12 protein-coding genes are annotated in these 21,171 nt (G+C 69.5%); 7 read left to right on the top strand and 5 right to left on the bottom strand.

Features of this window, described 5'->3' with window-relative positions; translation table 11 throughout:
* Positions 1-156: 156 nt before the first annotated feature.
* Together R4823_RS24455 and R4823_RS24450 are read left to right on the top strand one after the other, a co-directional pair.
* On the top strand, positions 157-11,472 hold the full coding sequence (locus R4823_RS24455; protein WP_338616388.1) for a filamentous hemagglutinin family protein: 11,316 nt from the start codon (positions 157-159) through the stop codon (positions 11,470-11,472).
* A 19-nt stretch (positions 11,473-11,491) separates the two neighbouring features.
* Positions 11,492-12,031, top strand: coding sequence for an RNA polymerase sigma factor (locus R4823_RS24450; protein ID WP_087836706.1), 540 nt, complete (start codon positions 11,492-11,494; stop codon positions 12,029-12,031).
* A gap of 18 nt (positions 12,032-12,049) precedes the next feature.
* On the opposite strand, the gene R4823_RS24445 is transcribed toward R4823_RS24450, so the two are convergent.
* The 5 genes from R4823_RS24445 to R4823_RS24425 all read right to left on the bottom strand — a co-directional run bounded on the left by R4823_RS24445 (position 12,050) and on the right by R4823_RS24425 (position 15,865).
* Entirely contained in the window at positions 12,050-12,295 is a 246-nt protein-coding gene (locus R4823_RS24445; RefSeq protein WP_254914535.1) for a cytochrome c, read from the bottom strand.
* Between the two features lie 145 nt (positions 12,296-12,440).
* On the bottom strand, positions 12,441-13,661 hold the full coding sequence (locus tag R4823_RS24440) for a sulfite oxidase (protein WP_338616386.1): 1,221 nt from the start codon (positions 13,659-13,661) through the stop codon (positions 12,441-12,443).
* A gap of 35 nt (positions 13,662-13,696) precedes the next feature.
* Positions 13,697-14,287, bottom strand: coding sequence for a hypothetical protein (locus R4823_RS24435; protein WP_087836709.1), 591 nt, complete (start codon positions 14,285-14,287; stop codon positions 13,697-13,699).
* Positions 14,284-14,829, bottom strand: a complete 546-nt coding sequence (locus tag R4823_RS24430; RefSeq protein ID WP_087836735.1) for an RNA polymerase sigma factor — start codon at positions 14,827-14,829, stop codon at positions 14,284-14,286. Before R4823_RS24430 ends, R4823_RS24435 begins: the two co-directional genes overlap by 4 nt.
* A gap of 70 nt (positions 14,830-14,899) precedes the next feature.
* Entirely contained in the window at positions 14,900-15,865 is a 966-nt protein-coding gene (locus R4823_RS24425) for a LysR family transcriptional regulator (protein WP_338616385.1), read from the bottom strand.
* A 109-nt stretch (positions 15,866-15,974) separates the two neighbouring features.
* Between R4823_RS24425 and R4823_RS24420 the strand changes: the two genes are divergently transcribed.
* The 5 genes from R4823_RS24420 to R4823_RS24400 are packed head-to-tail and all read left to right on the top strand — an operon-like array spanning position 15,975 to position 20,963.
* Positions 15,975-16,940 carry a tripartite tricarboxylate transporter substrate binding protein gene (locus R4823_RS24420; protein ID WP_165963306.1) on the top strand — a complete coding sequence of 322 codons (966 nt, stop codon included), beginning with the start codon at positions 15,975-15,977 and terminating at the stop codon, positions 16,938-16,940.
* Positions 16,941-16,942: 2 nt separating this feature from the next.
* Complete coding sequence (locus tag R4823_RS24415; RefSeq protein WP_087836712.1) at positions 16,943-17,719, top strand: SDR family oxidoreductase; 777 nt, start codon at positions 16,943-16,945, stop codon at positions 17,717-17,719.
* A 14-nt stretch (positions 17,720-17,733) separates the two neighbouring features.
* Positions 17,734-19,476 (top strand): thiamine pyrophosphate-dependent enzyme, encoded by a 1,743-nt coding sequence (locus R4823_RS24410; RefSeq protein ID WP_338616382.1) that lies wholly within the window; start codon positions 17,734-17,736, stop codon positions 19,474-19,476.
* Positions 19,473-20,264 carry an aldolase/citrate lyase family protein gene (locus R4823_RS24405; RefSeq protein ID WP_087836713.1) on the top strand — a complete coding sequence of 264 codons (792 nt, stop codon included), beginning with the start codon at positions 19,473-19,475 and terminating at the stop codon, positions 20,262-20,264. The genes R4823_RS24410 and R4823_RS24405 overlap by 4 nt, the downstream gene beginning before the upstream one ends.
* Before the next feature lie 6 nt (positions 20,265-20,270).
* Positions 20,271-20,963 carry a hypothetical protein gene (locus R4823_RS24400; protein ID WP_338616378.1) on the top strand — a complete coding sequence of 231 codons (693 nt, stop codon included), beginning with the start codon at positions 20,271-20,273 and terminating at the stop codon, positions 20,961-20,963.
* The last annotated feature ends 208 nt before the right edge of the window (positions 20,964-21,171 follow it).

The following is a 21,171-nucleotide window of genomic DNA, read 5'->3' as shown; positions in this document are numbered from 1 at the left end:
CGTTCCGTCTTAGCGCATCGGATCCGGAAACGCACCGGCGGATGGTGCGGGATTCGCGCGGATACGGCCGGCGGCGATGCCGCCGGCATGGCAATGGCTCAACTATTGGCGGGATCGGTCATGGGTACACGGGGGCGCGGCGACATGGGACGTGGGATGACACGCAAGGAGTGGCGGCACTTCAAGCCGGCGCCCGTGGCGCGCGCCATCGCCATGGCGTTGGCGGCGGGCGGCATGGTGGGAAGCGTCCAGGCGCAGCAGGCCTTCAGCCCCGCATGGTTCGCCGCCAAGGGGGCGGCGCAGGCCAACGCCGCGACGACCGGCCGCCTGCCCAACGGCGCGCCGGCATCCAGCCTGGCCGGCATCAATGCGGCGCAACGCGCCAATGCGCAGCGCTCGTACGAGAACCTGAACCTGGCCGCCCGCGCGATCGCGGCACAGCAGGCCGTGCAGGCAGCGGCGCGCGAGGCCGCATGGGGCCGGGGCCCGGACCTCGTCGACGGCTTGGGAGAGGGCGGCCTGAAGGTGGACGGGAACAGCCTGACCGCCGGCTGGCTCAACGCCCAGGCTCCCGTGCAGACGCAGTCGGCAGGCAGGACCGAAGTGGTCATCGGCCAGACCGCCGAGAAGGCGATCCTGAATTGGGAGACGTTCAACGTCGGCCGGAACACCACGGTCAGGTTCGACCAGCGTGGAGGCGCCCAGGCCGACGGCTCCAACACCTGGATCGCGCTGAACCGAGTGAACGATCCCAGCGGCCGCCCCAGCCAGATCGCCGGCCGGATCCAGGCCGAAGGCTCGGTCTATATCGTCAACCGCAACGGCATCCTGTTCACCGGCACGAGCCAGGTGAATACCCGCTCCCTGGTGGCCAGCTCGCTGCGGCTGACCGACGAACAGTTCAAGCTGGGCATCAACAATCCCCGGCGGATGAGCAACGGGGGCAACGATTTCGCCATTCCCCAGTTCGGCGAGTTCACCACCGAGCAGCCTGTCATCTATGGGCAGTCGGGGTACCAGCCCGGAGACGGCACGACACCGGACAAGCTGGGAACCATCGACCGCTTCGTGCCGGGAGCCCCGCCCGGCGAGGTCGTCGTCGAGGCGGGCGCCACGCTGGCCACAGGGCAGGGCGGCAAGCTGATGCTGTTCGCGCCCAAGGTGCGCAACGCCGGCGCTCTGTCGGCGCCCGACGGCCAGGTCATCCTGGCGGCAGGAGAGAATGTGTTCCTGGCCACGCCGCGCCTGGACGACCCCGCGGGCGTGCGCGGCCTGGACGTCGCCGTGTCGGCCGTGCCCGGCTGGGCGTTCACCGGCGGACAGGTCGCGGGAGCGCTGGGCCTGTCGCCGGTCTATGGCGATGCGCAGTTCGTGGCCGGCCTGCGCGATGTGGTCTTTCCCGAGATGGCCCAGCGCGCCGCGCAGGTGGGCTACGAGGTGGTCAACACCGGCAGCATCCGGTCCGACCGCGGCAACATCACGCTGCAGGCGCGCGACGTGCGGCAGCTTGGCGCGCTGACCGCGACGACCGCGCTCAACAATCGCAGCGGCTCCATCCTGCTGCGTGCCTGGGGGCTCGGCACGCACATGTATGCGGACGGCATGAACGAACTGGTGAACTGGTCGGCCGGCACGCTGACGCTCGGGCCGTCCAGCGTGACACAAGTTCTGCCCGATACATCCGACATCGGCGAGATCGAAGCCTCCGCGCTTGCCACCCGCTACCAGCCAGGACGGGTGGACCTGTATGGGCAGTTGATCGATCTCAAGCCGCAAGCGGGCGTGCTGGTGCCGGCCGGCACCATCAACATCGAGTCGGCGGTCAATCCCCTGTTCACCCAGCAGCCCTGGTACAAACCCGGCAGCGTGGGCGATGCCAGCCGGATCTACATCGACAGCGACGCGTTCTTGAGCGTGGCCGGCGTGAGGGACGTGCTGGTGCCCATGGCACGCAATTTCGTCGAGGTCGAGCTGCGCATCAACGAGTTGCGCGACTCCCCATTGCTGCGCGACTCGTGGCTGCGGGGGTCGAAGCTCATCGTCGACCGTCGCGCCAACGGCATCTTTACGGACGGTCCGATGGCCGGCGTCAATTGGGTGCAGAAAGACAACGGCAGCGGCCAGGTGGGCTACGTGCCGGGCGAGTGGATAGGCACGCCCCTGGGCGACGTCGCCGGCTGGGTGGGCGTGGGCAAGACAGACCTGGCAGAGCTGTCGGCCGATGCGGGCACCATCACGATGCGGGCAGGCGGCTCGGTCATCACCCGCGGCGGTTCGATGCTGGACATCTCGGGTGGCTCGGTGCGGTACACGGACGGTGTCAACACGGCGACCAAGCTGCTGGGGGCGGACGGCAGGCTCTACACCATGGACCGTGCGCTGCCCGATATCGGGTATGTGGGCATCGCGGGCCAGTACGCATCGTCCAGCCCGCGCTGGGGAGTCAAGGAGACCTGGCGCAGTCCGGTCATCGGCGCCAATGCGATGGAAGGGGGGTACGTCGAAGGCCGCAACGCGGGATCGGTCCAGGTCTTCGCCGGCGATGCGATGGTGCTGGAAGGCGAGGTCTGGGGCGGTACGATCATCGGCGATCGGCAACAGTCGGGTGGCAACGGCGGGGGCAGGCTCGAACTCGGAGGCGGCTCGGTCGAGGACAAACCCTGGTCGCCCGGCAAGATCGTCGTCAGCAACGATCCGCTGCGGCTGGGCGCGGACTTCGTCTCGACTTCGGCCCTGGGTGACGAGTTCTACATGGCCGACCCGTCGAAATCGCGCAAGCTGACACACCTGCTGGCCGATGGGCTCAGCCGCTCGGGCCTGGGCGAGATCGCCCTCAACATCGTCCGCGGCGATTTCGTCCTGGCCGCGGATGCGGTGCTGGAACTGTCGCCAGGGGCATCGTTGTTCGTGTCGGGGGGCGAAGGATCGACCTCGGACATCTACATCGATGGCACGATCCGGGCGCCGGGCGGATCCCTCCGGCTGGACTCCTCCGCGGGCCGGCTGTTCCTGGGCGCGGACAGCCGGCTGGATGCCGGCGGACAATGGGTCAACCGGTGGCGCGACGGTGCGATGCCGTCCGCATGGGCCATCGATGCCGGTACCGTCGACCTGGGCGTGGGCGAGCTGGTGGCCGCGCCCGGCGCGATCATCGACGTGTCCGGAGGCGGGCGAGTGGAAAGCGGTTCGCGGGGCGAGCCGATACTGCGGGCCGGCAACGCGGGAAGCGTGCGTCTGGGCGGCCTGCGCGCGGGCATGGACCTGGAGGCCCTGGACCTGCGGGCCTACGCGCTTGGAAACGCCGGCAGCCTGGCTCTGATGACGACGGACTCGGTCACGATCGGCGCGGTGGAACGGGATGATGCGGCACTGCACGTGCCGGCTTCGCTGTTTGCCCAGGATGGCTTCGGAAACGTGTCCATCTCTGTCATGTCCGACGGCGGCGACATTGTCATTCCCGAAGGTGCCGATATCGTGCAGGCCGCCGTGGGGCTCGATCTGGCGCTGCTCGACTACCATCGGCTGGCGACGGGAGAGCGCCTGGCGGACCACCTGCCTGCCACCATGCCGCGTCTGGAGCAGCGTGTGGCGCGCGGCGCGTCGGGCTTGTCCCTGGGTACCCGCGGCGGCGACATCGTGGTGGGCCAGGGCGCGCGCGTGCGCACCGAGGTGGGCGGCTCGCTGGCGCTGGCGGCCGGGGTCAACGGCGGTACCGTGGTGGTGGCGGGCCGGCTGGAGGCGCCTTCCGGCCGTATCGACCTGGCCGGCACGCAGGTGACGCTGTCCGCCGGCGGCGAACTGCTCGCGCGCGGCACGCCGGTGATCTATCGCGACGCGCGCGGCTGGCGCCGGGGCGAGGTGCGCGACGGCGGCGCCATTTCCATCAACACCGCCAGGCTGGCCCTGGCCCGGGGAGGGCTGGTGGACGTTTCGGGCGCCTCGGGAAGCATCGACGAGCCGTCGTACGGTCCATGGGGACCGCGCGATCCGCAGGCCGTCACGCTGGACAGCAACGGCGGCTCGATCTCGATCTCGGGAACCGGGCTGGTCGAAAGCACGCTGCGCGGGCTGGCAGGCGGGCCTCGCGCCGCCGGGGGGCGGCTGCGCTTCGACATGCAGGCGGCGAGCGGGCCCGACGGTTCCGCGGCGGAAAGGCTGCGGCAGGCGATGCAATGGATGGATCCCGACTGCTATGGCCTGGCCGGCAATGGCGTGTGCGACTACAGCAACTGGCAGGAAGCGCTGGACTTCGACTGGAGCCCGTTGATCGGCGGGGCCGCGCCTTTCGTGATTCCGTCCGCCCTGCTGGCTCATCTGGAAGACCGCAAGGAACTGGTGCTGTCCGAAGGGCTGCCGGCTCCCGCGCTCGAATCCGAACCGCTCGATCCGGCGGCATTCGGCCTGAGCGATGCGGCGCTCGATTTCTTCCGCGACAGCCTGCTTTACTCGGACCTGTTGCGGGAAGTGTTGCAGAGTCCCGGCAAGATCCACGCGCTGACCGTGAGGCCGGGCGCGTTCGCCGCCGGAGGATTCGCGGACCTGGCCCTGGTCAATTCAGTGCAGGGAGCCATCAGGCTGGATGGCGTGGACGTGTCGGCGAACCGATCCATGGTCTTGAGCGGGCAACTGGTGGGACACGAAGGGACCTCGTCGTCGCTGCGTGCGCCGCACATCGCCCTGAGCGCGATGGCCACGCCGGGCGGTTCCGCGCCGGTTGCGCAAGGCGGCGCGGGCCGGCTGGCGCTGAATGCGGAGCTGATCGATGTCGTGGCCGATGCCGCCGCGCTGGCGGCCGGCGGCGGCCGGGCCCGGATCACGGGATTCGGCGAGACCCGCTTCCGGGCCGGAGAGATCCGCCTGGGAAGCGCATTGCCGGAACAAATGACCGGTAACGAGGCGCTGCGGGTAGACCTGGACGTAGACGGCGACCTGGTGCTGGAGGCAGGCCAGGTCTATCCCGGCACGGCGATGACCGCCACGCTGCGCGCCGGCAACGCCATCCGGGTCGAGCGCCTGGGCGGCGACCTTCCGGTGCCGCTTTCGGCGGGCGGCACGCTACGTATCGAGGCTCCGGTCATCCAGCAGGACGGCGTGCTGCGCGCGCCATTGGGAACCATCGAGCTGGTTGCCGGCCAGCGTCTCGTCCTGGGCGCGGGCAGCCTGACCTCGGTCGCCGGGGCCGGTATCGCCGTTCCGTACGGAACCTTGTCTAACGACGAGCAGTGGCGGGACCCGACCAAAGCCGATGACGGGTCCAGCACATCGCAGGCCATGCTGGCCGTGCCGCCCGAAAAACGCATTTCGCTGCAGGCGCCCGACGTGGCGGTGGGCGCCGGGGCGGTGGTCGACATTTCCGGCGGCGGCGATCTGTATGCGTGGGAACACGTGCCCGGCCCGGGCGGATCGCACGACGTGCTGGCCATGCCCGGGATGTATGCGATCGTGCCCGATGCGCCGGGAGCGGCGCCATTCAGCGACCTGCCTGCGGGCGAGCGCGTATGGCTGGCCGGCGGGCCCGGCCTGGCGTCGGGCTGGTACACCCTTTTGCCGGCAAGGTACGCCCTGCTGCCTGGCGCCTTCGCGGTGCAGGCGACGGGTAGGTCGTGGTCCGGTCCGGACCGGCCAGGCTTCGAAACGCCTGACGGCAGCCTCGTCATGCAGGGGCGGCGGGGCAACGCGTATGACGGTTTCGAGCCCGTGACGGCGGCGGTCTGGCGAGTTCTGCCGGGCAGTACGGTGCGGCGCTACACGGAATACAACGAAGCGTTCGCCAACGAGTTCTTCTCGTCCGATGCCTTCAAGCTGACGCAGTACCGATTGACCGGCCAGGACATCGTGACGCCCCGCCTGCCCCGCGACGGCGGCGCCGTGGTGTTCAATGCCGGACAGACCCTGCTGCTGGACGGTTCCCTGCGCTCCGCGCCCGCCGGCGAAGGCCGTGGCGGGCTCGTGGACATCGCCGGAGAAAAGATCGCCATTCTTGGCAAGGGGCAGGACGCCGCGGCGCTGCGGGGCGAAGGCTATCTCGTCATCGACGCCGCAAGCCTGTCGACGTTCGGCGCCGGCAGCCTGCTCATAGGCGGCCGCCGCCAGGGCGCCCCGCAGGGCCTCATGTTGGATGTCACGGCCAGCGACATCATCGTCCGCAACGATGCCGGGTCGGCGCTGTATGGTCCGGAGATCATCCTGGCCGCGAGCGATCGCGTCGCCGTCGATGGGGGCAGCGTGATCCATGCCCGCGGCGACGCCGCCCGAGGCACCGGGGATCTGGTCGTCCAGCCGCAGCGGCAAGCGGTCTACACGGATCCCGACGGCAATCTCGACGATAACTGGGATGGCGTGATCAACGAACTCGATGCCGCGGATGACGTGCTGACGAGTCCCGCGGCCGATTGGGGGGCCCTGATCAGGGTCGCGAATGGCGATGCGCTCAAGGTCATTCGCCAGAATGTGGATACGACGCGAGGCGGGCTGGCCGTGGTGGGGGCGGGCGCGGTCCTGGAAGGCGGCGCGTCGCTGCTGATCGATGCGACACGCACGACCGAGCTGGCTGCAGGCGCACGAATTTCCGCCGACGATCTGTCGGTGGCGGCGGGGCGCATAGGCTTTGGCGGCGGGTCGGGCATGGTGCTCGATACGGCAACGCTCGGCCAATTGTCGGACTCCCGTCACCTGACCTTGCGCAGCTATTCCAGCTTCGATTTCCATTCGTCGCTGGACCTGGGCAAGGCCGGCGTGTCTTCGCTGACCTTCGACGGCGCATCGTTCGCCGGCCACGGCGACCATGACATCACGGTAAGAGGAGGCACGATCGTCCTGGCCAACAGCGGCGGCCATGCGGGAGAGGCGGGCGCCGGCCGCGGGCATCTCGTCCTGGACGCCGACACGCTGGTGCTGGGAGAAGGGTCGAAGCGGTTCAGCGGCTTCGACGGCATGACCTTCGCCGGCCGCACGCAGATCGTGGCGGAAGGGACGGGCGGCGTCGATGCCGGGCGGGCTGCCCTGACGCTGGCGACTCCGCTGGTGACCGGCCGTGGCGGCGCCGCGCAGCATCTGGCGACCACGGGCCGCCTGGCGATCGAAGCCTCGGACGGCAACGCTTCCGGCCTTGCTCCGCAGGACAGCCTGGGCGCCCGGCTTTCGTTCACGGGCGCAAGCATCGACGTGAACGGACATGTCGCCGCGCTAGGCGGTGCCGTGGAAATGGTGGCCACCCATGGCGACCTGGTCGTGGCGGAAGGGGCGCGCATCGATGTCGGCGGTTTTGCCAAGGCGTTCTACGACGTGGCCGAGTTCGCGGATGCAGGCCGCATTGCCTTGTCGGCCGTGGGCGGCAACGTCGATCTGCGGGCGGGCAGCAGCCTGAATCTCGCGGCGGACGCGCGTGGCGGCAACGCCGGGACCTTGACGCTTGCCGCGGCCGGCGGCGGCAACGTCATGCTGGACGGCGCGATCGCGGCGCATGCGGGCGAGGGCGGACAGGCCGGCAAGGTCGCGCTGGACATCGAGACGCTGCCTGCCTTCGGGGCACTCAACGTGCGATTGAATGAAGCGGGCTTCAACCATACCCGCGAGTTCCGGGTCCGCAAGGGAGATGTCCTGCTCGACGGCACGACCATCGTCGAACATTTCCTGTTGACCGCCGACGCCGGCACCGTGGACATCGCCGGTACCGTCGATGCGCGAGCCGGCTACGGCGGATCCATCCGTGTCATCGGCGGCGACGGCGTGAGCATGCGCGACAGCGCCCGCCTCCTGGCAGGCGCCACGGGCGAGCTGGGCAGCGGCCGTGTGACGATCGAGGCGACGGGCGGCGAACTGGCCCTGGCCGGCGGCGTCATCGACGTGGGCGGCGCGGAGGGCGGCAAGGTGCGCCTGCGGGCCGGACAAACCGTTGATCATGCGGACGTCCGGGTCGGCCGGCTGGACGTGGCCGTGGCCGGCGCGCGGTCGACCGTGCTGGAGGGCGTGGCCGTCTACGACAGCGGTTCGGTCGACGCGGTCAAGGCGGCGGCGATAGAGGATGCCGGGACGTTCATGGCGAATGCCGGCACCATCGCCGCCAGGCTGGGCGGCGATGGCATCACGCTCGCCCCGGGTATCGAGATACGCAGCGCGGCCGACCTGGCACTCGAAAGCGACTGGAACCTGCTGACCGATTTCGCCGCGTCCAGGGAAGGAACGCTTACGCTGCGCGCGGGTGGCGACCTCGTCGTGGGAGGGCACCTGAGCGATGGGTTCGACCGTGCGGATCGTGGCGGCGTCCTGCGGGATACTGCTTCATGGAACTTGAGGCTTGTCGCCGGCGCCGACCTGGCGGCGGCCGATGCGCTGGCGCTGCGTCCGCTGGCGGCGCAGGCCGACGGCAAGGGATCCGTGCGCGTCGGCACCGCAGGCACGGGAAAGGACGGCGACGAGGGGGCCGGCAAGCTCGTACGCACGGGCACGGGAGATATCGAGGTGCGTGCCGGCCGCGATCTGGTGCTGGCCCACAAGGAGTCGGTGATCTACACCGCGGGCCGACGGGACACGACGACGTGGAGCGATTTCACGACGGCCAATCCGGCGGCGGTGTACGGCGTACAGGGAGGCCACCTGGACATCCAGGCGGGCGGAAGCATCCAGGCCAGCCATTCCGGCCAGCGGTTCGTCGAGTGGCTGAACCGGCAGGGCAACGTCGGCGAAGGCATGTATTTCGGCGAATACAACAGCGGCGAGTACGGAGTTCGTCCCGACGGATCGTATGGCTACATCTATCTGCCGCCGGAACAGTCCAGCTGGTGGATCAACTACGGCGCCTTCCAGCAGGGAGTCGGGGCGCTGGGCGGCGGCAACGTGAAGGTCTCCGCCGGCGGCGATCTGGACAACCTGGTCGTCGTCCTGCCCACGACCATGCGCATGCGCGGCGGGCGGACGGCCGACGAGGCCCGCACCATGGAAGTCCGCAACGGCGGATCGATGGAGGTGGAAGCAGCCGGCGCGATCCGCGGCGGCCAGTACTACGTGGCGCGAGGCTCGGGCCAGTTGCGCGCTGGCGAGACCGCCAGCGGCCACAATGTGGTCGTTACCCGCAACCAGGGAGAAATCGACGAGCGGATCACGGTGCTGCCCGTCGCGCCCGTGCTGGCGCTGGGCGATGCGACGCTGCGCCTTGCCACCGCCGGGGACCTGCGCGTGCAGTCCGTGATCGACCCGCTGCTGATCCGCTACGGCGATGACGGCACGGGTTTCCTGCCGCGGCTCGACCACGGTTCCTACATGAGCGGCTATACCGGACGCAGCGCGTTGAGCCTGGTTTCCACGGGCGGCAATGTCACGCTGGTGAACCAGGCCGAGTTCGCGTTCCGCGACGTGTCCCTGCGCAGCAATACCACCGGCCAGGACCGGCTCGTCGGCCTGGGCGGCAATCTTTATCCCGCCCTGACCCGCGTCGTCGCGCTCAACAGCAATGTGGAGAACCAGGGACCGATGTTCGTGATGCCCGGCGCGGGCATGGACTTGAACGTGATCGCCGACGGCGATGTGCGTTTCGATGTCCAGAATTTCAAGGTGATCGACGATGCCACGCGCTCGGCGCCCTACGCGCGCATCGTCATGGCCAGGGCGATTCCCGGGATGATGCCTTCGCCCGATATGCCCGCGGGCGGGGGCGGCAATCCGTTCCAGGCCGATCTGATGGCGTTGATGCAGAATGCCATCAGCCCGTATTCCAGCTTGCATGCCTACTACAAGGGGCTCGCCAACCCCGACGTATTGCCGCTGGCGGACGATCATGAGCCCAGCCGCATCTATGCCGCGCGGGGGTCGATCGTCGGGCTCGACCTGGCCGCCAGCGAGCAGATGAGGATACGCGCCGGCACGGACGTGAGGGGTTTGCTGGTCGATGCGCGCAACGTGCGGGCGAGCGACATCACGCTGATCGATGCCGGCAACGATATCCTGGCGATGAGGCCGGTGCGCGACCGGTGGGGGCTGAACAACGGGACAGGCCGGATCGTGGTGCAGGGGCCGGGCGCGCTGGTCCTGGCGGCGGGCCGCGACGTATATGCGGACAACCTGACGGTCGAGACCGTGGGCAATCGCCAGTTCGATCCGGCCACGAATCGGCCCATCCCCGGTACCGACGTCAACGGCCTGCCGGCGACCGGAGCGGCGATCACCGTGATGGCCGGGCTCGACAAGGCGCCGGGCTACGACGCGTTCGCGGCCGCCTATCTGGACCCGGCGAACGTCGCGGCCATGCCCGATTACCTGAAAGCCGCCGGCGACGGGGGCGCCGTGCTGCCGGTCTACCTGACCGACGGAATCGAGGTCCGGCCCGGCGGGGAGGAGAAAGTGGTGCGGCGCGGCCTCGTTTCCTACATGCGGGACATGACCGGCCAGACGCTGGCCCCGCTCGACGCGTGGAAGCGCTTTCAGGATCTGCCGCGACTGGCTCGCGAACAATTCCTGCGGCAGGTGTACCTGCTCGAGCTGCGCGAGGCCGGGCGCGACCAGAACGAACCCGGCATCGGCGGATTGCCGCGCAATGGCGGCTACAACCGCGGCCATGCGGCCATCGAGACGTTGTTCCCTGGCGACGGCTGGCGGGGCAGCGTGGCGGCCAATACCATGATGCTGCGTACCATGGCGGGTGGCGACGTGAGCGTGCTGACGCCGGGGGGCGGGCTGCAGGTGGCGGCGCTGGGCGCTACGGTCGCGCCAGGCTATGGCCTGGTCACGCTGGATTCCGGCCATATCGACATCTTCGCCAGGAATGACGTCGTGGTGAACCGCTCCCGTATCCTGGCGTTCGTGCCCGAAGCCAGGCGCGAGGGCAGCGACATGATCATCTGGTCCACCGAAGGCGATATCGATGCCGGGCGCGGCGCCAAGACGCTGCGCGTGCCATCGGCGCCGGAGGTGCTGACCGACATCGACGGCTTTACGACGATGCGCGAGCGCTCGGACATGAGCGGCAGCGGCATCGGTACCGTGGGCGACGGCGACCTGGACCTGATCGCGCCGGAAGGGACCGTCAACGCGGGCGATGCCGGCGTGCGGGTGGCCGGCAATCTGAACATTGCGGCCCTGCACGTGCTCAACGCCGAGAACATCCAGGTCAAGGGGCAGAGCAAGGGCCTGCCGCAGGTGGCGGCCGTCAACGTCGGCGCCCTGACCAATGCCAGCGCGGCGGCATCGCAGGCCGTCGCCGCCGCGCAGGACGTGGTGCAGCGCGAGCGCGTCGCGGCCAGGCAAAACCTGCCATCCGTCTTTACCGTTCGGGTACTTGGCTTCGGCGGCGAGCCGGCCAGCGAGAGCCGCGGCGAAGGCCGCGAGGCGCGATCCGGGCCCCAGGCGCAGGCTGGCGGGGACCGGCGGTACGATCCGGGGCATCTGATCCAGCTGGTCGGGCTGGGGCACAACATCGACCCGCGCCTGGCTGCCCGCCTGACGGAAAGCGAAAGACGGCAATTGGAGCGCAACCGCTGAGCGTGGAGACTGGTCCGTCATGGATACGATTAGCATCGCCGCATCCACTCGCGCGCACCTGGTCGGAAACTACGCCAGGCTGCGCCAACGCCTGGCCCGCCGCCTGGGATGCGTGGACCTGGCCGCCGACTGTCTGCACGACGTGTGGCTCAAGCTGTCGCGGCCCGTCGAAGCCGACGTGGCGAATGCCGACGCCTACGTATGGCGGATGCTGTGCCATACGGCCACCGACCACCTGCGATCGCAGCGTCCGTCGGTGTCCCTGGACGATCCGGACATCGACGCCCTCGGACTGGCCGATGCCGGCCGGGGACCGCAGGCGGCCGTCGAGGCCCGCTCCGAGCTTGCACGGCTGGATCGCGCCCTGGAGGGACTCTCGCGCCGCCAGCGCGCGGTCCTGATCGCCGTGCGCGTCGAGCAGCGCAGCCGGCGCGACGTGGCGGATTGGCTGGGGGTTTCCATCAGGACCGTCGATACGGCGCTGCACGAGGCCTTGGCCCACTGCAGCGCCTACTGCGGCCGCAAGGGGACGGACTCCGCTCTGTCCATCCTCGAATAGTTCACCCCCGCGGGGGAATTACTTGCCCCGGCTGGCCTTGCTCACATACAGCGCCAGCGCCTCGATATCCGCGTCGCTCATGGTGGCCTTGAACGACGGCATGCTGCCGATGCCGTCGCGCAGCGCGCGGGCAACGCGGGGAGCGTCGGGTTGCAATTCGTCCAGCACGGGGCCGATGGTGCCTTCGGCACCGGCATCCTTGAGGGTGTGGCACACGGCGCAGGCCGGGGTGGCGGTGGTGAACAGTTTCTTGCCGCGCGCCATTTGCGCGGCGTCGTCGGCGGCATGCGCCGTGGTGGCGGCCAGGGCCGAGAAGGCCAGCGTACAGAAGGTAAGGACGTTCTTCATGTCTAGAGTGTTGGCTTGAGGAGAGACATGCCCCGGGGAGTGCCCCGGGGCGTACCGCCGCCTAGGCGACGGTGATGGTGACGGCGTGATCGGCCCAACTGGTGTTGTTGTAGCCGCTCTGGTTTTCACCGCGCGTTTCGGGCTGGACGTTGCCCTGGTCGTCGGTGGCGCGGCTGGCCAGCACGTGCTTGCCCTTGGGCAGGGTGGCCTGCAGCACGAACTGGCGCCAGGCGTACTTGCCCATGTCGGGGCCCACCAGGCGTGCGGCGCGCCAGGTCTTGCCGCCGTCCAGCGAGACTTCCACGCCCTTGATGCCATGCAGACCGCCGAAGGCCACGCCGTGGATCTGCACGGTGCCGGCCGCCTGGGTGCCGTCCTCGGGAACGGGGCTGTTGATCCAGGACTTGACGCTCATCTCCTGCACCGAGGGCTGGCTGGGGTCGCCCTTGCCGCCCGGGGGCGTGATGCGGTAGCCGTGCGACATGATGCGGGCGTCGCTTTCCTTGGGGGTGAAGGCGAGCTGCTTGATGTACTTGATGTTGTTGACGCCGGTGTAGCCGGGCACGATCAGGCGCAACGGGCCGCCGTGGGCCAGGGGGATGGGCTCGCCGTTCAGTTCCCAGGCCAGGATGGCGTCCTGCATGGCGGCGACGGGAACGGAGCGTTCGACGATGACGGTCTTGGGGTCGATGCCGGCCGGCAGCACTTCGCCGCCGGTGCCGGTCATGTAGGGCACGCCGTCGATCAGGCCGCCCAGGGCCTGGACGACGTCGCGCACGGGCACGCCGCTCCAGGTCACGCAGCCGGCGGCGCCGACCGTCCAAGGAGTGCCGCTGGGCTTGCTGGGGAAGAAGCCGCGGCCGTTGCCCGAGCATTGCAGCACCATGGTGACGGTTTCCAGCCCCAGGGTCTTGAGCTCGCGCAGGCTCAGGGTCCTGGGCTGCTTGACGCCGGCGATCTGCAGTTGCCAGGCGTCGCGGTCGGCCACGATGGATTCGGAGGGCGTGGGCAGGTTGTTGCGTACGTACAGCTGGTTGGTGGGCGTGACCACGCTGGTGCCGAAGGCGCTGCGCTTGGTTTCGATGGTGGTGCTGCTGTGCACGACGACCGCGTCGGCGTTCTTCCAGCCGGCGTAGCCGGGCAGGGGTTTGGCCGCCGCAGGGGCGGCGGCCTGGGCCAGGGCCTGGCCGTGCAGGCCCGCCAGGCCGGCGGTCGCGGCCACGGTGGCGCCGCCCGCGAGCAGGCGGCGGCGGGGCAGGGAGGTGGGGGTGGTGTCTTGCATGGTCTCTCCTTGTTGTTGTGGATGAGAACGGGAAATCAGGACGCGGGGGCGGTTTCGGGTTGCCCCAGCGCGCGCGAGGCCACGGACAGGGCCTGTTTCTTCTGGGCAATGAGTATCAGCGGGCGGCCTTCGTGCGAGCGCACGACTTTCCAGTAGGTGTTGGCCCACCAGCCCTCGCCGTCGGGAATCTGCTGGAACTGCTCGAAGGACAGCACGGTGACGATGCCGCCTTTCTCGAAGAAGGTGGTCAGGTGGTAGGCGCGTTCCCGGCCGATGTCGCAGGGGCGCATCAACTGGATGTAGCCGGGCAGCGCCTGCTGCGGCGGGAGGTCCAGGTGGCGCGCCATTTCCGTGGCGGGCAGGAAGCTGCCGCGCAGCGTGCGCTCGTAGTATTCGTGCTCGATGGCCGAGCGCACCAGTTCGGGCGGGCGCATGGCGAAGACGGCGCCGGCCGCCGAGCCGGCGACCAGCACGGCTGCCAGCATGCCGCGCAGGCCGCGCCGCGCGTGCCAGGGCGTGTGGCGCAGGAGGTGCGCGGGCGGATCGCCCGGTTCGAACGCCAGGGCCAGCTCGGCGCGGGCGCGCAGGTCGAATTCCGTGTCTTGGAGGCTGTCGTCGCAATTCATGGGGTCTGTTTTCGCAGCGGTATGACACTGGCCGCCGTGTCCGGCGCGGCAGGGCGCGGGGGAGCTTGCAGGGCGGCCTTCAAGGCATCGCGGGCGCGCGCCAGGCGCGACAGCACGGTGCCGGGCGCGATGTCCAGCGCCTCGGCCATCAGGGCCGTGGGCATGTCGTCGAAGTAGTACAGCACCAGCACTTCGCGGTGGATGGGGGCGATGCGGGACAGGGCCTTGACCACGTCAAGCTGCTCGTCCAGCGCATGGGCGCGGGGGTCGGCTTCTTCCTCGACCCGGCCGTCCCCTTGCAGGCTCGTCTGGGCCGGATCGAGATTGCGGAAGGCATGGCGCCGCATGATCTGGAACAGCCAGGCGCGCGCCATGGCCGGATCGCGCAACTGGTGGCGAAAGCGCCAGGCGCTGGTGAAGCAGTCCTGCACCACGTCCTCGGCGATCGCCCGGGAGCCGGTCAGAGCCCAGGCGCTGCGCAGCAGGAAACGATAGTGTTCGCGCACCCATTGGTTGTAGCGCGACTCGGCGGAAGAGATCATGTCGTACAAGAGCGCGCCGGGCGGGGTTTCATTCCCTCCGGCGAGGGTAAGGGTATTCCCTGACGAGACATCACGCCCCCGGCGTCACGATGCGGGCTCCCTTCCAGACGCCATCGGCCACCAGCGCCTCGCACTGCGTCCGCAGCATCCGCAGGAATTGCCACAGTCCGGTCGTCATGGAGCGGTTGTTCGCATAGGCGATGACGAGCCGGCGCGACAGGTCGGGCTTGCGGATGGGCAGCGCCGCGAGCCGGCCTGTCTCGACCTCGTCGTGCACGCCGGAGAAGGGCAGCACCGTGCAGGCCAGATCCGTCATCGGCATCTGCTTGGTCAGCGTGAGCGAAGTGTCGAACTCGTGGCGCACGTCCAGGCGCACCCGGTGCACCGCCGCCTGGTCTTCCAGCAGCTCGCGCAAGCCGTGGGGGCGGCTGGGCAGGGACAGGGGGAAATCCCCCAACTGCGAGAAGCTGACGGATTTCTTGTTGCGGGCTCGAGCGGGCGTCATGACCAGGCATAGCTCTTCGTCCATCAGCGGGTCGGCATGCAGGCCCGCGATCGGGATCATCGTATAGAGCAGCGCGAAGTCCAGGTGTCCCCGGTGCAGGGAGTCGACCAGGGCGCGATGGAAGCCTTCGACGACGTGCATGCGCAGGGTCGGCAGCGTCGTCCTTACAGTGCTCAGGAGCCGTGGGCCCAGGATGTTGGCGATGGATGGCGGCAGGCCCATGGTGACCTGGCGCAGGCCGGCATCCTCGACTTCCGCCATGGCAAGCCGGCGTCCGTTCAGCAGCTGCTCGAAGCCCGGCAGCACGGCTTCGTAAAGGCGCCGCCCCGCCGCCGTCAGCGTCACGCCCCGGCCCACGCGCTCGAACAGGCGGGCATGCATCTCCCGTTCCAGTTTCAGGACGTGGCGGCTGAACGTCGGCTGGCTGACCCCGGCGCTGAGCGCGCCGCGTGAGAGCGATCCCGCCTGCGCGGCCAGCACGAAGAAGTGCAGCGACGTGAAGTCGGCGTTCTGGAGTTCACCGAATTTCATGGCCGGCGCCTTTATTCGATAGTGAATAACAAGTATACGAATTTGCATGCCATGGCGGCTCGCGGCCCAGTAGAGTGGGAGCCACAACACAAAGCACAGGAGACATGCCATGGCCTTCATCCGGGTACTCGTCATGCTTGGCGCATTGGCCGTGTTCAACCATGCCGCACAGGCCCAGGACTACCCGGACAGGCCCTTGCGCCTGGTCGTCCCGTTCTCGGCCGGCGGCGTCACCGATCTGGTGGCGCGGATCTACGCCGGCGAACTGGGCAAGGGGCTGGGGCAGACGGTGGTGGTGGAGAACAAGACGGGCGCGGCCGGCGCGGTCGCCATGGATGCGGTCAAGCAGGCGGCGCCGGACGGCTACACCCTGATGCTGGCGACGATAGGCACCCAGGCCCTCAACCCCGCGCTGCTGCCGAACCTGCGCTATGCGCCGGGCGACCTGGACTACGTGACCATGCTGACCACCGTGCCGCAACTGCTGGTGGTGAACGCGAAGTCGCCGATACGCACGGTGGCCGAACTCGTGGACCATGCGAAAAAGCATCCGGGCAAGCTGTCCTACGGTTCGTCGGGCATCGGTTCCGCGCCGCACCTGGCGGTCGAGATTTTCGCCTCGCGGGCCGGTTTCCGGGCCGTGCACGTGCCCTATCGGGGCAGTTCGCAATCGATCACGGACCTGATCGCGGGGCAGCTCGATTTCATGATCGATCCCGTGACGACGACCCTGCCGTACATCCATTCCGGGAAACTGCGGGCGCTGGCCGTATCGACGCCCCAGCGCCTGCCCGCGCTGCCGGACCTGCCGACCATCGCGGAGTCCGGATATGCCGACTATGACGTGGGCGTGTGGAACACCATCGCGGTGCTCAAGGGTACGCCGCGCCCCATCGTCAAGCGCCTGGCCGCGGAATCGGCCCGTATCCTGGCTTCCGAGCCCGTACGCAAGCGGCTGCTGGAGGTGGGCGCGGTGCCCGTTCCGGCGTCGCCGGACGAGACCCGCGCGTTCGTGGAGCGGGAGCAGGCCAAGTACCTGCAGATCGTCCGCGATGCCAACCTGAAGGTGGAATAGGCATGGATCTCGGTCTGCAAGGACGCCGTGCCCTGGTGTGCGCGGCCAGCAGCGGCCTCGGGCTGGCCTGCGCGCAGGCGCTGGCCGGCGAGGGCGTGGAGGTGGTCATCGTCGGAAGGGACCCGGCCCGGCTGGACGCCGCGGCGCGGCACATCGCCGGCACCGGCGCCAGGGCGGCGGTGACGACCGTCGTCGCCGATCTGTCGGATCCACGGGTATGCGGCGAGCTGCCGAGCCGCACCGGCGTTCCGGACATCCTCGTCACCAATGGCGGCGGGCCGCCGGTACGGCATGACGCGACCGGCATCGACGGCGCGCTGTGGGAATCGGCGATGAACGGCCTCTTCCATGGTCCCAGGGCATTGATCGGCGCTTGTGTGGACGGGATGCGTGCGCGGGGCTTCGGCCGCATCGTCAACATCTCTTCCGCCGCGGTGCTGAGTCCGCGCTCCGGATTCGCGCTGTCGGTGTCGCCCCGCGCTGCGCTCATCGCCTTCTGCGACCTGCTGGCGCGCGAGGTCGCGCCGTACGGCGTGACGGTGAACCATCTGCTGCCGCACAGCATCGAGACACAAAGGCTGCGCGACAACCTGGCGGCCGAGGCCGCCAATCTGGGAATCGGCGCGGACGAGCTGCGCGCACGCCGCGTGGCCTCGATTCCCGTGCGGCGAGCGGGCCGGCCACAGGAGCTCGGCGCCTATTGCGCATTCCTGTGCGGCGCGCAGGCAGGCTATGTGACGGGGCGCAGGCACGTCATCGACGGTGGGACCTATATCTGATGGAGATGGAAACGATGAACGACTCCGCGGCGGCATCGCCGAGCGGCGGCGAGCTGCTGGTGCGTTGCCTGATCGAGCAGCGGGTGGACCTGGCCTTCTGCGTGCCGGGCGAAAGCTACCTGGATGCGCTGGATGCCCTGTTCGAACAGCGCGGGCGGCTGCGCCTGATCGTGTGCCGCCACGAGGCGGCGGCCGCCAACATGGCCGAGGCCTACGGCAAGCTGACCGGCAAGCCGGGCGTGTGCTTCGTCACGCGCGGGCCTGGCGCCACGCATGCCAGCATCGCCGTGCATACCGCGCACGAGGACGAGACGCCGCTGGTGCTGTTCGTCGGGCAGGTCGCGCGCGGGCACATGGGCCGCGGTGCCTTCCAGGAGGTCGATTACCGCGCCATGTTCGGCGGCATGGCGAAATGGGTGGCCGAGGTGGATGATCCGGCCCGGCTGCCCGAGATCGTCGCTCGCGCCTTCCAGGTCGCGGCCGGCGGCCGGCCCGGTCCGGTCGTGCTGGCGCTGCCGGAGGATGTGCTGGAAGCGCGAACCCCCGCTCCCGTCGCGCCGTCGCGCGCGTGGTCGCGGCTCGGCATCGAACCGACGGCGGCCGCGCTGGCCCAGGTGCATGGCGAACTGGCGCGCGCCCGCAAGCCACTGCTGGTCGTGGGCGGCGGCGGGTGGAGCGCGCAGGCGTCCGAAGCCCTGGCCGACTTCGCGCGAACCCTGCGGCTGCCGGTCGTGGCCGAGTTCCGCTGCCAGGACTACCTGGACAATCGCCACGACAGCTATGCCGGCGACCTGGGGCTGTCGACCAATCCGGCGCTGGCGGCCCGCGTGCGCGACAGCGACCTGCTGCTGGTGCTGGGCGGCCGGTTGTCGGAAGCCTTGACCGGCGGCTATCGGCTGGTCGACGTGCCTCGGCCGCGCCAGCGGATGATCCATGTGCATGCCGACGTCGATGAGCTGGGCCGCGTCTACCAGGCCGACGTCCTCGTGCCCGCGACGCCGGAGGCTTTCCTGCGTGCGGCGCTGGCGGCCCGCCAGCCGTCGCTCGCGGCGGATCCTTCATGGCAGGACTGGACGCGCGCGGCCCGGTCCGATTATCTGCGCTTCCTCGCGCCCACGCGGGAAGGTGGCACCGTCGACATGGCCCAGGTCGTGGCCACCCTGGACCAGGAACTCGCACCCGATGCCATCGTGACCAACGGCGCGGGCAACTACACCACCTGGCTGCACCGGCACTACCGCTACAAGCATTTCCGCGGCCAGCTCGCGCCGCTGAACGGCGCCATGGGCTACGGCCTGCCCGCGGCCATCGCGGCCAAGATCCACGAGCCGCGGCGACAGGTCGTGTGCCTGGCGGGCGACGGCTGCTTCCTGATGAACGTGCAGGAGCTGGAGACGGCCGTCCGCTACAACGCCGCCATCGTCGTCGTGGTCGTGGCCAACGGTTCGTACGGCACGATCCGCGCCCACCAGGAGCGGCGCTTTCCCGGGCGGGTCTACGCGACCGACATCGGCAACCCCGATTTCGTGGCGCTGGCCCGCTCCTTCGGATTGTCCGCCGAGCGGGTCACGCGCCACGAGGACTTCGCGCCGGCGCTTCGGCGGGCGCTGGACGCGGGCGTGCCGAGCCTGATCGAGCTGCCTACCGAGATCGAACACCTCAGCGCCCAAAGCCGGCTGTCAGCCGTCCGCGATCGCGCGTTCGCCGCGGCGCGCCTGCATTCTTCCCAACCCCAGGTTCCAGGAACGCCAGCATGATTCCCAATCCTCTCGTCAAGAAACTCGCCGCTTCGCAGACCGTCCTGGGCGTCGCGGTGCGCCAGGCCCGCACCGTGGACATCGCGCGGATCATGAAGACCGCGGGCTACGATTTCCTGTTCATCGACACGGAACACACCCCCGTGCCGGCCGACGTCGTGAGCCAGATCTGCCAGGCCGCCCTGGGTTCGGGTATCGCGCCCATCGTGCGCACGCCCAACCTCGAGCGCGTCCACGCCATCCATGCGCTGGACAGCGGCGCGCAAGGCCTGGTGTTTCCCCACGTGGAGAACGCCGACGAGGCGCGGCACATCGTCGACATCTGCCGCTATGCGCCGGCGGGCCACCGCTCCATGGCCTATGGCCTGCCGCACGTCGAGTTCGCCAGCCACGACCCTCGCGAGCTGATGGACTTCGTGAACCGCGAAACGCTGATCGCCGTCATGCTGGAGACGCCCGAGGCCATCGAGCGCTGCGAGGAGATCGCGGCCGTGCCGGGCATAGACATCCTTCACGTGGGCACGCAGGACCTGTCGGCCGAGATGGGTATCCCGGGCGAGGTGGGCGCGCCGGCCGTCGCGCAGGCCATCGAGCGGGTATCGCGCGCCTGCGCGGCCCATGGCAAGGTGCTGGGCGTGGGCGGGTGCTACGACCCCGAGTTCATCCGGCGCTACGTCACCCAGGCGCGAGCCCGGTTCTTCGTGGTCGGCAGCGACCTCGGCTACCTGCTGGGCGCCGCCCGCGCGCAGTCCGCCAAGGTGCGCGCGTCGCTGGAAACCCTGGGCTGAACGGCCATGGCCGAGGAGCAAACCATCATGCACGACATCCACGAACGGCTCCGGTCCGCCGGCGCCAGCACCGTGTGCGCGGTACTGGACATGCTGGGCGCCACCGGCACCATCACCGGGCTGCCGGCCATCCGCCCCGGCGGATCGTTCGCGGGGCCGGCCTTCACCGTGCAGGCTTCGACAGGGCCGCTCGGCACTTACGACCCGGGCGATTTCGACATCGCGCAGTATGCCGACCACGCCGGCGCGGGGCAGGTGATCGCGATCGACGCGGGCGGCGCGCGCGTCTCGCTGGCGGGGGGCATCGCGGCGCTGGCCAGCGCGCGGCGCGGCGTCGCCGCCTGGGTGGTCGACGGCGGCATGCGCGACGTGGACGAGCTGGGGGAAGCCGGCATTCCCATCCACGTACGCCATGGGGTGGCCGTCACCGGCCGCACCCGGGTCCGCATCGAACGGGTCAACGGTCCCATCGTCATCGATGGCGTTTCCGTCCAGCCCATGGACGTGCTGGTCGGCGATGCAAGCGGGATCGCCTGCGTGCCGGCGCGCCGGCTCGCTCAGGTGGCGGCCATGGCGGACTGGATCGCAGGCCGTGACCGGATCGCGGGCCGTCTGGTCCGGGAAGGGCTCTCGTTTTCCCGCGCCTTCAAGGAGGCGACCGCGGAGTACACGGCCTTGCATGGACCACTGGAAAACTGAACCCGCTCAAACTTTTCACTGGCCGAAAACTCTCAAAACTCGCCTTGATGGCGCGGGACGCCGGGGTGCATCCTCTTTGGCGAGACGGCCTGAACGCCTGCCGCGCCCCGCGATACCAGCCAGGGTATTCCCCGTCTCCAGCGACGTGCCTCCGACGTGTCGGGCGCGCCTCGCCTGCATTCATCGAAAAAAAGCGGAGCCCGCTTCC

Origin of the sequence: Pigmentiphaga sp. CHJ604 (assembly GCF_036972535.1) — a bacterium.
In the GTDB taxonomy this organism is placed as follows: domain Bacteria; phylum Pseudomonadota; class Gammaproteobacteria; order Burkholderiales; family Burkholderiaceae_B; genus Pigmentiphaga; species Pigmentiphaga daeguensis.
This window is presented reverse-complemented; position numbering and strand designations above follow the sequence as displayed.

What these genes read in the sequence shown, in the direction of transcription:
- R4823_RS24455 (WP_338616388.1), top strand. Translation starts at nt 157, where the DNA reads ATGACACGCAAGGAGTGGCGGCACTTCAAGCCGGCGCCCGTGGCGCGC.
- R4823_RS24450 (WP_087836706.1), top strand. Translation starts at nt 11,492, where the DNA reads ATGGATACGATTAGCATCGCCGCATCCACTCGCGCGCACCTGGTCGGA.
- R4823_RS24445 (WP_254914535.1), bottom strand. Translation starts at nt 12,295, where the DNA reads ATGGCGCGCGGCAAGAAACTGTTCACCACCGCCACCCCGGCCTGCGCC.
- R4823_RS24440 (WP_338616386.1), bottom strand. Translation starts at nt 13,661, where the DNA reads ATGCAAGACACCACCCCCACCTCCCTGCCCCGCCGCCGCCTGCTCGCG.
- R4823_RS24435 (WP_087836709.1), bottom strand. Translation starts at nt 14,287, where the DNA reads ATGAATTGCGACGACAGCCTCCAAGACACGGAATTCGACCTGCGCGCC.
- R4823_RS24430 (WP_087836735.1), bottom strand. Translation starts at nt 14,829, where the DNA reads ATGATCTCTTCCGCCGAGTCGCGCTACAACCAATGGGTGCGCGAACAC.
- R4823_RS24425 (WP_338616385.1), bottom strand. Translation starts at nt 15,865, where the DNA reads ATGAAATTCGGTGAACTCCAGAACGCCGACTTCACGTCGCTGCACTTC.
- R4823_RS24420 (WP_165963306.1), top strand. Translation starts at nt 15,975, where the DNA reads ATGGCCTTCATCCGGGTACTCGTCATGCTTGGCGCATTGGCCGTGTTC.
- R4823_RS24415 (WP_087836712.1), top strand. Translation starts at nt 16,943, where the DNA reads ATGGATCTCGGTCTGCAAGGACGCCGTGCCCTGGTGTGCGCGGCCAGC.
- R4823_RS24410 (WP_338616382.1), top strand. Translation starts at nt 17,734, where the DNA reads ATGAACGACTCCGCGGCGGCATCGCCGAGCGGCGGCGAGCTGCTGGTG.
- R4823_RS24405 (WP_087836713.1), top strand. Translation starts at nt 19,473, where the DNA reads ATGATTCCCAATCCTCTCGTCAAGAAACTCGCCGCTTCGCAGACCGTC.
- R4823_RS24400 (WP_338616378.1), top strand. Translation starts at nt 20,271, where the DNA reads ATGGCCGAGGAGCAAACCATCATGCACGACATCCACGAACGGCTCCGG.